The organism is Ensifer sp. ENS02, from assembly GCF_014851885.1.
GTDB lineage: Bacteria > Pseudomonadota > Alphaproteobacteria > Rhizobiales > Rhizobiaceae > Ensifer > Ensifer adhaerens.
This window is the reverse complement of sequence record NZ_JACVAO010000016.1, coordinates 17,842-31,102: the sequence shown is the minus strand read 5'-3', so window position 1 is coordinate 31,102 and position 13,261 is coordinate 17,842. Positions and strand designations below refer to the sequence as shown.

14 protein-coding genes are annotated in these 13,261 nt (G+C 63.8%); 10 read left to right on the top strand and 4 right to left on the bottom strand.

Features of this window, described 5'->3' with window-relative positions; all coding sequences use genetic code 11:
* The first annotated feature begins 19 nt into the window (after positions 1–19).
* The gene (locus IB262_RS28040; RefSeq protein WP_051659181.1) at positions 20–1,012 is read left to right on the top strand and encodes a DUF535 family protein; all 993 of its coding nucleotides are present in this window, start codon (positions 20–22) and stop codon (positions 1,010–1,012) included.
* A 28-nt stretch (positions 1,013–1,040) separates the two neighbouring features.
* On the opposite strand, the gene IB262_RS28035 is transcribed toward IB262_RS28040, so the two are convergent.
* Positions 1,041–1,199: a hypothetical protein gene (locus IB262_RS28035; protein ID WP_156400770.1), complete on the bottom strand. Its 159-nt coding sequence runs from the start codon at positions 1,197–1,199 to the stop codon at positions 1,041–1,043.
* Positions 1,200–1,266: 67 nt separating this feature from the next.
* Between IB262_RS28035 and IB262_RS28030 the strand changes: the two genes are divergently transcribed.
* A complete protein-coding gene (locus tag IB262_RS28030) occupies positions 1,267–1,680 on the top strand; it encodes a GFA family protein (RefSeq protein WP_034790293.1) in 414 nt (137 codons plus the stop codon).
* A 54-nt stretch (positions 1,681–1,734) separates the two neighbouring features.
* Here IB262_RS28030 and IB262_RS28025 read toward each other — a convergent pair whose 3' ends face one another.
* The 3 genes from IB262_RS28025 to IB262_RS28015 form a co-directional block, all read right to left on the bottom strand.
* A complete protein-coding gene (locus IB262_RS28025; RefSeq protein WP_034790024.1) occupies positions 1,735–2,358 on the bottom strand; it encodes a LysE family transporter in 624 nt (207 codons plus the stop codon).
* 96 nt (positions 2,359–2,454) lie between these two features.
* Entirely contained in the window at positions 2,455–2,907 is a 453-nt protein-coding gene (locus IB262_RS28020; protein WP_034790005.1) for an Lrp/AsnC family transcriptional regulator, read from the bottom strand.
* An 88-nt stretch (positions 2,908–2,995) separates the two neighbouring features.
* Complete coding sequence (locus IB262_RS28015) at positions 2,996–4,054, bottom strand: LacI family DNA-binding transcriptional regulator (RefSeq protein ID WP_034789995.1); 1,059 nt, start codon at positions 4,052–4,054, stop codon at positions 2,996–2,998.
* Between the two features lie 245 nt (positions 4,055–4,299).
* Here IB262_RS28015 and IB262_RS28010 point away from each other — a divergent pair, with 245 nt between their 5' ends.
* The 8 genes from IB262_RS28010 (at position 4,300) to bcsN (ending at position 13,157) form a co-directional block, all read left to right on the top strand.
* Positions 4,300–5,292, top strand: a complete 993-nt coding sequence (locus IB262_RS28010) for an autoinducer 2 ABC transporter substrate-binding protein (RefSeq protein WP_089043683.1) — start codon at positions 4,300–4,302, stop codon at positions 5,290–5,292.
* Positions 5,293–5,432: 140 nt separating this feature from the next.
* Positions 5,433–6,947: a sugar ABC transporter ATP-binding protein gene (locus tag IB262_RS28005; protein WP_034789992.1), complete on the top strand. Its 1,515-nt coding sequence runs from the start codon at positions 5,433–5,435 to the stop codon at positions 6,945–6,947.
* Entirely contained in the window at positions 6,940–7,941 is a 1,002-nt protein-coding gene (locus IB262_RS28000) for an ABC transporter permease (RefSeq protein ID WP_034789989.1), read from the top strand. Before IB262_RS28005 ends, IB262_RS28000 begins: the two co-directional genes overlap by 8 nt.
* On the top strand, positions 7,938–8,936 hold the full coding sequence (locus IB262_RS27995; protein ID WP_112975369.1) for an ABC transporter permease: 999 nt from the start codon (positions 7,938–7,940) through the stop codon (positions 8,934–8,936). The genes IB262_RS28000 and IB262_RS27995 overlap by 4 nt, the downstream gene beginning before the upstream one ends.
* A 2-nt stretch (positions 8,937–8,938) precedes the next feature.
* On the top strand, positions 8,939–9,787 hold the full coding sequence (locus IB262_RS27990; protein ID WP_060644000.1) for a sugar phosphate isomerase/epimerase: 849 nt from the start codon (positions 8,939–8,941) through the stop codon (positions 9,785–9,787).
* A gap of 47 nt (positions 9,788–9,834) precedes the next feature.
* Positions 9,835–11,304: an FGGY family carbohydrate kinase gene (locus tag IB262_RS27985; RefSeq protein WP_192494011.1), complete on the top strand. Its 1,470-nt coding sequence runs from the start codon at positions 9,835–9,837 to the stop codon at positions 11,302–11,304.
* Positions 11,301–11,996, top strand: coding sequence for a class II aldolase/adducin family protein (locus IB262_RS27980; protein ID WP_113294616.1), 696 nt, complete (start codon positions 11,301–11,303; stop codon positions 11,994–11,996). The genes IB262_RS27985 and IB262_RS27980 overlap by 4 nt, the downstream gene beginning before the upstream one ends.
* Positions 11,997–12,218: 222 nt before the next feature.
* Positions 12,219–13,157, top strand: a complete 939-nt coding sequence (gene bcsN / locus IB262_RS27975; RefSeq protein WP_348646938.1) for a cellulose biosynthesis protein BcsN — start codon at positions 12,219–12,221, stop codon at positions 13,155–13,157.
* Positions 13,158–13,261: the final 104 nt, after the last annotated feature.

Below are 13,261 nucleotides of genomic sequence, written 5' to 3'. Positions count from 1 at the left end.
TGCTCTCAAGGATAGCACCATGTCCCTGGAATTCAGTCAGGAATACAGCGCGGATCTGCGGTTGCCGGTCGATGGCAAGGCATTCGTCGGCGAACAGCTGACGCCTTCGGGCCGGCCGGTTTCTGCGCCCGTCGTCGGTGAAGGCTCGGGAGAGACGTCGATCACCAGCCATGTGCTCAAACTCGGCCTGAGGGTGAGCTTGAAGCGCGCCGTCGTATTTTCCATGCGGTTTGCGCGCCATCCGTTCCTGACATCGCGCTGGATCGGCTTTCTAGGCGAATTCGCCGAACGCTACCGGCTGGGTCTGCCGCACGATGATCTCGTGCGCAAGTCGATCCCGACATTCTTCCTGCACGGCGCGTCGTCGACAGCAAGGCTCGACCTGCTGCTCAATCACTTCGATGTCGCAAGCGAGGTCCTGTCGCGCCGTTCACTGATGGCCCTTTGGCGCGGCAGCACGCTGGAAATGGGCACGGTTTCCGGCCGCAGCGAGAACTATCGCATCCAGCTGCAACTGGCCGACCATGGCGGGGCCCGCCATGAGGGGGCATTCGCGATCCGGCTGCGCCGGCAGAGCGATGGCTATGCGCTCTGCACTGTCGGCTTCATCTTCGTGCGTTGCGCAGGCGACACCTATAGTCTCGCCATCGGCGGGATGCAGGGGCCGAAGGGCGAAGAGGCCAAGCGATCCCTGATCACGGCAACTCGCGATCTCGGCGGGCTCCGGCCGAAGGATGCGGCGCTGCTCGTCCTCAATGGCCTGGTGACGGAAGGCCACGCGGGCCACGTCTTTGCGGTCTCGAACGACAAGCACGTCATCAACCGCCGCCGCTTGAAGCGGCGCCGCATGATGAGGGCCGACCTCGATGCCTATTGGTGCGATCGCGGCGGCGTGCCGGCCGAGCCTTTCGGCTTCAGTCTGCCGATCGGCGACGACCCGGCGGCGCGGGACGGCAACAGGCGCGATCAGAGCAAACGCGCGTTTCGCGACATCGGCGCGTGGTTCTACTGAGCCGGTACCGGCATGTAAGCTGCCGCGATTACGGGATCTTCGTGAAGTCCATCTCGAAGGCGCCGGAGACGATCCGGCCCTTCGGCGTTGGCCCGGCTGCAGACGGGCGCACACCATCCTCAGCCATCGCCTCGCCTGCGATGCCGTCGACAACCACAAGGGCAGATATCACCCGAATTGCACGCATGGATGCCTCCAATTTTGTCGCGGTTCTTTATACTGGCGCCGATTCGAAACCACAACTGGAGGCAAGTATGACGCGGGCCGTTGCCAAGAGGCTTAAGCCGCACACGGGCGGATGCCTCTGCGGAGCAATCCGGTTTGAGGCGCAGGGGACGGCCGGAAAGCCGCATACGTGTTCGTGCAAGATGTGCCAGCGCCATTCGGGCGCCTTGACCCTGGCGTGGGTCGAATTCCCGAGCGAAGCCGTAACCTGGACCGGACCGGGCGGCGCGCCATCGGTCTATCGCTCCTCGGACTATTCCAGCCGCGCCTTCTGCCCGGCCTGCGGCAGCAGTCTCGGTGCGATCGACGATGCGCCGGTGGTTGCCCTTCTGCTCGGCGTCTTCGACAAGACGAGTGCCATCGATCTGATCCCGAAGAGCCACAGCTATCGCACTGCCCGACCCAAGTGGTGGCACGTGGAGGCGGTGAAGCCCACGACCTGACGAGCAGGGGTCGAAAGTGATTGACGCAGCCGGTAGAGGCTGCGTCGACAGGGGCTAGAGCAGCCCCTTCACGGCGGCTCCGATGGCAATGATGCCGAAAGCGATCAGAACCAGCCCCGAAATGCGCGATACCCAGACGACGAAGCTGTCGGGCAGTCGCGTCCGGGCGATCGCAACACCGCCGCTTAGGAAAAACCACCAGCCGAGCGATCCCAGGAAGACGCCCATGACCACGACGGCAGCGCTGAGCGCGTCGCCCGCTTCGGCAAGGCCGAGGCCGGCGAAGATCGCGGCAAAGGAGAGGATCGTCGCCGGGCTCGTCATCGTCAGGAAAAAGGTGGCGATGGTTGTGCGAATGAGATCGCGTCCGCCGACATCGGCGGCTGCCGTCACCGCCCTTGGCCGTAATCCGCTCCAGCCGAGCCAGATCATGAACAGTCCGCCGGCCAAGCTAAGCGGCGTGGCGATGATGGCAAGGACTGCTGCGAAGGCCGCGAAGCCGATCGCAGCCAGTGCCGCATAGGTGGCATCGGCGGCGGCTGTTCCGAGGCCGCCGGCCACGCCCGCCCAGAAGCCGCGCTCCAGCGTGCGGTTGATGCAGAGCGCCCCGATCGGGCCTAGAGGGGCTGCGACCGCGAGGCCGACGAGGAGGCTTTTTCCAAACAACAATGTGGACATGGCATAGGGCTCCGGCCGGGGCATGGTTGCGCCGTTCGCTTCGAGGACGGTGCATGCCCGGCAAACAAAAAATGTTGCAGCAGTTTGCGCGTCCGGTCAGGCGCGCAGCACGGTCGTTACCAGGCTTTCCCGCACGGTCGACAGCGCGATCACCGTTTCGCTTCGCGCCAGGAACCGCCGTTGCTTCATTTCGGCAAGGAACGGCTCGAGGTCGCCGAGCGATGGCATCCGGACCTTGACGCAATAGGACCAGGCGCCGGTGACATGGTGGCATTCCGCTACGGCAGGGTGACCGGCCATGAAGCTGCGGAACGCTTCCTCGTCCGCGTCCGGCGCAAGGCCGACCCAGACGAAGGCGAGTACGTCGAGGCCGAGCGCGCGATGATCGACCTCGACGGTGAAATTTCGGATCACGCCATTGGCGACGAGCCGGCGAATGCGTTCGTTGACGGCCGACGGCGACAACTCCACCGCAGCACCGATATCGGTCAGCGATCGCCTCGCATCGTCAGCGAGAATTTCGACGATTTTTCTGTCAACGTCATCCATTTCCAATGAATACGCTGCTTCTAATAGAATGTACAGATGATTTTTCTGTATGAAGCTGCAGTTTCCGCGGAAACGTTGGTCGCCGGGGCTATTCGATGTCTTTCAAGGCGTCGAGCGGGCCGGTCAGTGCCGTGCGCGGCTGCACCAGTTCGGGCTGGATCAGGTGAATGCGCGGCTGCGGCCGGGCTTCCTCGATGACGTCGAAGGCCTTGGTGATCATGCCCTCGACGTCCTGGCGGATCATGATGACGGGGAAGGGCAGGAAGGACGCGAAGGGATCGTAATCGTAGCAGCCGACCACGAGGTCGGCGAAGTTTTCGTGCGGATGCCCTGCCATGAAACGCAGCAGCCCCTCGAAGTTGATCGACGAGTTGACGAAGAGACCGCGCGGCAGCTTGCCGTGCTTTTCGTAGAAGGCCTCGAAGGCGAGGCGGGCATTGTTCGGCGCATAGCCCGTCGGCTGGATGCATTCGTCCGGATCGGCGCCGAGCAGTTCGCTTTTGACGGCACGGAAGCCGCGGATGCGCTCGCGGCTGGCATGGTCGTTGCGGCCGCCGAAAAGGTAGAGATCGTGCGGCGCAAGCGGACCTGATGCCTGGAAGTGGCGGATGATCGCCTCGGTCAGCATTCGCCCGCCCTCGTAATTGTCGCTGATGACGGAGGGCACCTTGGTGCCGGGCAGGTCGATGTTGATGTGTTTGAGGCCGGCCGCCTCGCAGACCTCGTGCACGCCGTCGGGGTCGGTCGCGCCGCAGATGAACAGCTCGTCGATCGAATAGGAGATCAGCGTTTCGGCGGTCTTGCGCTCTTCCTCCGGATCGCGGCTGGCACTGACGACGATCGGGCATTGCCCCTTGCTTCGGACATGCGCCTCGAAGGTCTGCGCCATCGACGAGAAGTAGCGGTTGTCATGGATCGGCAGGAGCAGCCCGATCAGGCCGGAGCGCGAACTGCGCAGTCCGCGCGCCTGGCGGTTGGCCGTGTATTGGTGCGTCTCGGCGAGGTTGCGGATCAGTTCCGCCGTGCTCTCCTTGATCCGGCGCTTCTGCCAGGTGCCGTTCAGGACCGCACTTACGGTTGAAGGCGAGCTTCCTGACAACACCGACAGGTCGTAGATCGTCGCTTTCTTCTTGCTGCTGCTGGCCATCGGTTTCTCCCCCTGGTGGTTTTAGTGCCGATTTCCCCTTGACGAAAGATTAAGTCTGCACAATAGTTCTTGCACCATCGATTGTGCAAACAAGAAATATCGATTGTGCACATTTGATGGTGTCGTCTGAGGAGGCGGCGTTTCAGGGAGGCGAGGAACACTTCGCCAGTGATGATTTGAAACTGGAGGCCGGCGCTGAGGCGACCGGGCGCGTTCCCCCTATGGGAACGAGTGGAGGAGAGAACATGATCAGGAAAATTCTCGTCGCCGCCCTGGCGACATCGCTGGCGCTTGCGAGTTCGGCGGCCGCCTTTGCGCAGGATGCCGGTAAGGTCGGCGTCGTCGTCAAGATCGGCGGCATTCCGTGGTTCAACGCCATGGAAGCCGGCATCAAGGAACGCGGCCAGAAGCTCGGTATCGACGCCTTCATGGTCGGCCCGACCAGCGCCGACCCGGCGCTGCAGGTGCGCGCCATCGAGGATCTCATCGCCCAAGGCGTGAAGGTCATCGGCGTGGTGCCGAACGACGCCAAGGTGCTTGAGCCGGTGCTGACCAAGGCCAAGGAAAAGGGCATCATCGTCATCACCCACGAATCCCCGGGCCAGAAGGGTGCCGACTGGGACTTCGAGCTCGCATCCTCGACCGGTTTCGGTGAGGCGCATGGCAAGCTGCTGGCCGAGAAGATGGGCGGCAAGGGCGAATATGCCGTCTTCGTCGGCTCGCTGACCGTGCCGCTGCACAATGCCTGGGCCGATGCGGCAATCGCCTACATCAAGAAGAACCATCCGGACATGACGCTGGTCGGCGATCGCTACGGTGTTGCCGAAGACGTCGACAAGAGCCGGTCGACTGCACTCGACCTGATCTCTGCCCATCCGAACCTGAAAGGCTTCCTTGCCTTCGGCAGCCAGGGCCCGATCGGCGCCGGCCGCGCCGTCGAAGAGCGCCGCAAGGTCGGCGAGATCTTCGTGCTCGGTCCCTTCTCTCCCGGCCAAGGCCAGAAGCTGGTGAAGTCCGACGCGATCTCCGGCGGCTTCATGTGGAATCCGAAGCAGGCCGGCGAAGTCTTCGTCACACTCGCCGACAAGCTGATGAAGGGCGAGGAGGTCAAGGACGGTGACGAGATCGAAGGTCTCGGCAAGGTCAAGCCGGACTTCGAAAACCGCAACATCATCGTCGATCAGCTCGTGCCGATCAACAAGGACACGGTCGCGGATCTCGCGGCCATGGGTCTCTGATCCTCAAGGGTTCTCCCGGCTGCTGGGCCGGCTTCGGCCGGCCTGGCAAGTCCCTCAACCGTACCGGAGCCGGATGAGGAAAGGTGTTTGCGGTTTCTGCCCGCATCTTGCTCGGACCTAACGTGATTTAGGGGCAGTCCATGCACCAGCTTGCGACCGCGGGAGGAGGCGAGAAGCCGCTTCTGGCCCTGCGCGATATCAACATGACGTTTGGTGGGGTTCGTGCGCTCAAGAATGTGAGCTTCGACGTCCGACCGGGCGAGGTTCATTGCCTTGCCGGCGAAAACGGTTGCGGCAAGAGCACGCTGATCAAGATCATCACCGGCGTTTACCGCCCCGCCGATGGCGCCTCGATCGAGTTCGATGGCGAAACCTATTCCCACATGTCACCGGTGACCGCGCAGGATCGCGGCATCCAGGTGATCTGGCAGGACCTGGCGCTGTTTCCCGAAATGAGCGTCGCCGAAAACATCGCCTTCCAGACGGTGCTCGGCCGCTGGCCGAAACTGGTCGATTATGGCCGAATGCGCCAGATCGCGACCGATGCGCTCGCCCGTCTTGGCGTGACGCTCGACGTCGACCTGCCGCTCAAGGAATATGCGATTGCCCAGCGCCAGATCGTGGCGATCGCCCGGGCGCTTGTGGGTGAAGCGAGGCTCGTCTTCATGGACGAGCCGACCGCGTCGCTGACGCAATCGGAAACCGACCATCTGCTCGATATCGTTCGCGGGCTCTCCGCCTCCGGCGTCGCCGTCGTTTTCGTCAGCCATCGGCTTGCCGAGGTGTTGGAGATTTCGAGCCGCATCACGGTCTTGCGCGATGGTGCGCTGGTGGGCGTCTACCCCGCCGCCGGCATGACCCAGTCGCGCATCACCGAACTGATGACCGGCAAGACCTTCGACCAGCAGGTGCGCGCGAAATTCCGCGACGGTCAGCCCGTCGTGCTCGATGTGAAGGGCCTGTCCCGCCCCGGGCAATTCGAGGATATCTCGCTCTCGGTCAGGCGCGGCGAAACACTTGGGATTACCGGCCTGCTCGGCGCCGGGCGCACCGAACTGGCGCTGACGCTTTTCGGCATGCTGAAGCCGGCATCCGGTACCATTGCGCTTGAAGGCAAGCCGGTCCGCTTTTCGTCCAACCGCGATGCGATTGCGGCGGGCGTCGCCTATCTCTCCGAGGACCGGCTGTCGCTTGGCCTCATCCAACCGCAGTCGATCGCCGACAATCTCGTGATTAGTTCGCTCGACAAGATCCTTTCAGGCGGACTGCTCTCCGAGGATCGCAAGCGCAGTCTTGTCGCGCGCTGGATCGCCGATCTCGGCGTCAAGATCGGGCTGCAGCAGGATGCGATCTCGACGCTTTCCGGCGGCAACCAGCAGCGTGTGGCGATCGCCAAGTGGCTGGCGACCGATCCGAAGCTCCTGATCCTCGACGCCCCGACTGTCGGCGTCGACGTTGGTGCGCGTGCTGGCATCTTCGACATCGTCGCGCGGCTTGCCGAGACCGGCCTTGCGATCATTCTGATCTCCGATGAGGTGCCGGAGGTCTATTTCAACGCCGACCGTGTGCTGCACATGGCACAAGGCCGCATCGTCGGCAGCTATGATCCGCGCAGCGCTTCGCTCGCCGAGATCGAAGGAGCGGTCTATGCGTAGCTTCGTCCGCACCCACGCGACGGAAGTGTCGCTGCTTGCCGTCATCATCGCGATCAGCGCCGTGCTGTCGGTCTCGACCGCCAACTTCTTCTCGCTCGGCAACGCCTTTGACCTGCTGAACATCAGCTCGGTCAACATCATCTTCGCCGTCGGGCTGCTCGTCGTGCTGATCGCCGGTGGCATCGATATCTCCTTCGCTGTTGCCGCCTCTGTCGTGCAATACGGTACGGCCATTGCTCTTGGTTGGATTGGCGGGGGAGGTTGGATCTCAGGCCTTTTGATTGCCGGCTCGCTCGGCATCCTGCTCGGCGCCATCAACGCCTTCCTGATCCACCGTTTCCGCGTCATCTCGATCGTCGCGACGATCTCGACCTTCAACATCTACTTCGGCCTCCTGATGTTTTTCACCAAGGGCGTGTCGATCTACGACCTGCCGGATTGGCTGACGGACCGCCTCATCCTGTTCGAACACGAGATGCCGGACGGAACCTGGATCGAGATCACGCTTCCCGTGCTGGTGATGGTGCTCTGCGTCATCGCCACCTGGGTGCTGATCACCCGCACCACGACCGGCCGCCAGCTCTATGCGTTCGGCGACAATCCGGAAGGCGCGCGCCGCTTCGGCATCAACATCGGCGCCATGCAGTTCATCGCCTTCGGCTGGCTCGGTCTGATGGCCGGCATCGGTGGGCTCATCCAGGCGCACTATGCGCAGGAGGTGGTGCCGAACGCGCTCTATGGTCGCGAACTCGACGTGCTTGCGGCGGTCGTCCTTGGCGGCGCGCGGCTTGGCGGCGGCAAGGGCTCGGTGCTCGGCTGCGTGCTCGGCGTGCTCCTGATCTCGATCACCCAGAACGGCCTCAACCTGATGGGCGTCTCGCCCTTCGCTTTCAAGATGATCATCGGCGCCATCATCCTCGGGGCGATCACGCTCTCCAACACCCGCATCGAAAGACTTCTGCCCTTCGTCAGCCAGAAAGGAGCCGGACGATGAGTGCGATCGTCGAACGCGTGAAGACCCTCATCGGTCCGGAAATGGCCGGGCCGGGGCTGGCGTTTCTCGCCGTGGTGTTGGTGTTCGGCATCGCCTCGCCGCAGTTCCTCAGCGCGGCCACCTTCGGTTCGGTCGCCTTCCAGCTGCCGGAGCTCGGCCTTCTGACGCTCGCGATGTTGCTGCCGATCCTGACGGGCGGGCTCAATCTCGCGATCACCTTCACGGCCAACATCGCCGGGCTGACGCTCGCCTGGGTGTTGCAGGCCAATGGCGGGGTGGAGGCCGGCCCCGGCGCTTTCCTGCTCGGTTCGGTGCTCGCCATTCTCGTTGGGGCGGCGAGCGGCGTGATCATGGGACTGGTGATTGCCTTTACCCGCGCGCATCCGATCCTCGTGTCGTTGTCGATGATGATCTTCCTGCGCGGCCTCGGCGAGTTCCTGACGCGCGGCGGCGACGTATCCGGCTTTCCGGCCTTCCTCGGTCCGCTCGGTCACGGCTCGTTTCTCGGCGTGCCGATCCCGCTGATCGTCTTCATCGTCTGCGTGCTCGCCTGGAACGTGCTGCTGACCCGCACGAAGCTCGGCTTCAACACGTACATGATCGGCTCCAACCTCGAGGCGACCCGCTATTCCGGCATCAACACCCGCAAGGTGATCGTGCTCGTCTATGCGCTCTCCGGCGCCATGTGCGCGATTGCCGGCATCATCATGCTGGCGCGCTTCAATTCCGTGCGCATCGGCCACGGTGAAAGCTACCTGCTGATCACGGTGCTCGCCTGCTTCTTGGGTGGCGTCAATCCGTTCGGCGGCTTCGGTCGGGTCATCCCTGTCTTTGTCGCGCTGGTGGTGCTGCAGCTTCTCTCTTCGGGTCTCAACCTCGTCGGCGCCAACCAGCATCTGGCGACCGCCGTCTGGGGTTTGCTGCTCGCCGGCGTCATGGTGCTGCGCTTCGTCGCGACGAAATTCAAGATTTCATTTGTCAGAAAGGAAACATGACCATGCAGGGTTTTGGCGTCCATACAAGCATGTGGACCATGAATTGGGATCGCCCCGGTGCGGAGCGCGCCGTTGCGGCGGCGGTGAAATACGCCGTCGACTTCATCGAGATCCCGATGCTCAATCCGCCGGCGGTTGATACTGCCCATACCAAGGCGCTGCTGGAGAAAAACAAGCTGCGCGCGGTCTGCTCGCTCGGCCTGCCGGAGCGCGCCTGGGCATCCGTCCGACCCGATGCCGCGATCGAGCATCTGAAGGTGGCGATCGACAAGACGGCCGATCTCGGCGGCGAGGCGCTCTCCGGCGTCATCTACGGCGGCATCGGCGAGCGCACCGGCGTGCCGCCGACTGAAGCCGAGTACGACAACATCGCCCGTGTGCTGCAGGCCGCCGCCAAGCACGCCAAAACCCGCGGCATCGAACTGGGTGTCGAGGCGGTCAACCGCTACGAGAACCACCTGATCAACACCGGTTGGCAAGCGGTCGACATGATCAAGCGGGTGGGCGCCGACAATGTCTTCGTGCATCTCGATACCTACCACATGAACATCGAGGAAAAGGGCATCGGCACCGGCATCCTCGATGCACGCGACTTCATCAAATACATCCACCTGTCCGAAAGCGACCGCGGCACGCCCGGCTATGGCAACTGCGCCTGGGACGAGATCTTCGCGACGCTGGCCGCGATCGGTTTCAAGGGTGGACTGGCGATGGAAAGCTTCATCAACATGCCGCCGGAAGTGGCCTATGGCCTTGCGGTCTGGCGGCCGGTCGCCAGGGACGAAGAGGAAGTGATGGGCAACGGCCTGCCGTTCCTTAGGAACAAGGCCCTGCAATACGGATTGATCTAGGTGCGCGCGCTTTAAGCGCCGCCTCTATCAGGACGGAGGGTCTCGGGATGGCAGTTTCAGCGGATGCGGACACGGGGACGGTCGCCGTCCTTGACGTCGGCAAGACCAATGTGAAGCTGAACGCGGTCACATCAGACGGTTTCGTCCTGGAAACGCTGAGCGTTGCCAACCCAGTGCTGCCGGGCCCGCCCTGGCGGCATCACGACCTCGAAAGCCTTGGCGAATGGATCTTCGCCAGTCTCGCAGATCTTGGTCGCCGCCATCCGCTGCAAACCTTCGTCGCCGCCGGTCACGGGTCCGGCGGCGTACTCGTCGGCGATGACCCGGATATGGCCGCTGGCGCGGCTCTACCGATGATCGATTACGAGCAGCCGGTGCCGGAGAAAATCCAGTTCGGCTACGCGCCGCTCTCCGGTTCGTTTTTCGACCGCGGCAGCGCGACGATGCACAGCGCCACCCATCAGGCGCGCCAGCTCTACTGGATGCAGGAGCATGCGCCCGATGCCGTCGCCGCCGCGTGCTGGTATCTCGGTCTGCCGCAATATTGGGCGTGGCGGCTGTCGGGCGTTGCTGCATCCGAGGCGAGCCTGCTCGGCGCGCAATCGCATCTCTGGAATGTCGCCGAACGCCGCTTCGCGCCCATTGTCGGGACACGCGGCTGGCGGAGCCTGATGCCGGATTTTGCCGATGCCTGGCAGGTCCTCGGCTCCGCTCGTCCCGAGCTTGTCCGGCGCCACGGGTTGCCGGAAGGCTTGCGCGTGCTTACGGGCGGCCACGACAGCAGCCTCAACCACTATCGTTATCACGCCGGCGGGCTCAACGATTTCATCGTCGTTTCGACCGGAACGTGGATCGTCGGCTTTTCCGGCCGCACGGCGCTCGACCGGCTCGACGAACGCCGCGGCATGACGCTGAACAGCGACGTCTTCGGGCGCCCGCTCGGCGGCGTGCTCACGATGGGTGGCCGCGAGTTCTCCCATGTGGCGGGTCGCGAACCGCCGAACGCCGCGGTGCCTGACGACGTCGTTCTCGGCTTGATCGCCAGACGCAGCATGGCGCTGCCGTCGTTCGGCGACGATGACGGCCTCTTTCCGGGAAGTGCCGGTCGCGGTCGCATCAGCGGGCCACCGCCGGAAACGCCGATCGAACGCAAGGCGCTGGCGTTGCTCTATTGCGCGCTTCTAACGGCGGAGTGCGTGGAGGCGCTGGGGCCGGGGCCGCTGGTCGTACTCGACGGAAGCTTCCTGCGCGACCCGCTCTATGCCCGCCTCGTCGCCGCACTGATGCCGAACCGGCGTGTGCGCTTCAATCTCGATGCCTATGGCGTGGCCTCCGGCGCCGCACTGCTTGCAAGCGAGGGCCGGCGCCGGCGCCCGGCGCCGCTTTCGCTCGCCGATCCCGGCGACGTGTCTTACCTCTCGCCTGCTGTCGCCGTCTATGCGTCGCAATGGCGAGCCCGCGCCCGGGCTGGGCACAACAATGGTTTCAGTCGCGACTTCGAAAGGACATATCGATGACCAAGGCCGACATTCTGTCGCTCCGCCGCGAGATGGTGGACATCTGCCGCCGCATGAATTCGAACGGTATCAACCAGGGGACTGCGGGCAACATTTCTGTTCGTACCGAGACCGGTTTCCTGATCACGCCGTCGTCGCTGCCCTATGAGACGATGCAGCCTGAGGATCTGGTCGAGATGGATTTCGACGGTACCTATGTCGGTCTTCGTCCGTCGTCGGAATGGCGTTTCCACCGCGATATCCTGAGGGAACGCACGGATATCAACGTCGTACTGCACTGCCATTCGGTCTATGCGACCACGCTTGCCTGCCACCACAAGACCATCCCGAGTTTTCACTACATGACCGGCATTGCCGGCGGCACGACGATCCGCTGTGCAGAATATGCGACCTTCGGCACGCAGGCATTGTCCGACAATGCGCTTGTGGCGCTCAAGGACCGCACGGCCTGCCTGCTTGGCCAGCACGGCCAGATCTCGCTCGGCAAGACGCTCGAGGCCGCCCTGTGGCTGGCGATCGAGATCGAGACCCTGTCGCGCATGTATGTCCAGGCGCTGACGCTTGGCGAGCCGCCGGTTCTGCCCGACGACGAGATGGAGCGCGTCATCGCGCAGATGCGCCGCATGAGCTACGGGCAGGCCCCGGATGACGAGGGTGTCAACGATCTTGCCCGTCCCAGAGAAGCGGTTTGAGGCGACTGGTCGCAGCGCCGCGGAAGCGCGCCGGCCCGCCCTGAAACAATCGATTTTGAGGGGACAAAGCCGTGCGTCGTCGCCCGGTCGCATCTCTGCCCCCATTCTTCGCGGGTTTGCGAAATGGGGTGAATCAACTAATGCTCAGCCATGATGCAACGATATCTGAGTCGGAGATTCGGCACGTCGGAGAGACGGCTGCGCCCTGCGGACGGCTGGCGCGTGGCTGCGGTGTCGCTGGTGGCCGCGACCGTGCTGTCGGGCTGCAACACGCGCCAGGACGTCGGCACGCCGACCGGCAGCATCATGGTTCCCTCGGAAAACGCGTTGATCCTGCCGCCGCCCGGCGGGCCTGCGGTTCTGAACGTCGTCGAACGGCGCAGCACCAACGCGATCGAGCAGGATATCTATCTTTACACCTCGGCGGCGACCCCAGGTCAGAACCTGCTGCGGGCCAAGTTCTTCGGCCCGATGAACGCCAAGTTCGACCAACAGTCCCGCTCGAACTATGCCGCTGTGCGCGACAACAAGATGATGGCTGAGGCGCGCCGGGCGCTGCCCGGCGTTTCGCTGTCGCTCAACCCTTACTTCCTGCAGAACAATTACGGCCCGTTCGGCTATGCCTTCGGTCAGGGCCGGGCGAACGACGCCTGCATCTTTGCCTGGCAGCAGATCCGCCAGACGGAGAACCATCGCTCGCCGCTCAAGGGCTACGGCACGATCCAGGTGCGGCTGCGCTATTGCGCGGCAGGCGCCAGCGAGACCGAGCTTTTGGCCCCGGTCTACGGCTACACGATCACCGGCACCTTCGGCGATCCCGCCTGGAACCCCTATGGCGCGCCGCCGCCGCTGGAGGCGGGTCTCGGCCGAACCGGCAGCCCGATCTACCGCAAGGAAGAGGCGGTGACCACGAGCGCTCCGGTGGTGGTTCCGCGGCGCCAGGTGCAGCCCGTGGCACGGCGTGAAGTCAGCAGCGTTCCGGCACGCGTCGAACAGCAGGTCGTTGCGCCCACCGCGGTGACGTCGATCCCGGTTCCGCAGCCGGACGGAACCGTCTCAATGCCGCAGGCGCAGGCGGAAACCACGGCGAAAACCTTGCCGAACGTGATCGTGCCGGCTCCTGCGTGCGCAGGGCAGCAGACCGGAGGAGCCTGCCCTTAATCGACCGCTAACCATCCTTTGTTATGGGCTGGTGTCGGTAGGGGAGACTCGGTCGAATATGGGTCGGGCAATACCAGTGGCATGATGCCGAACGCTGGAAGGCA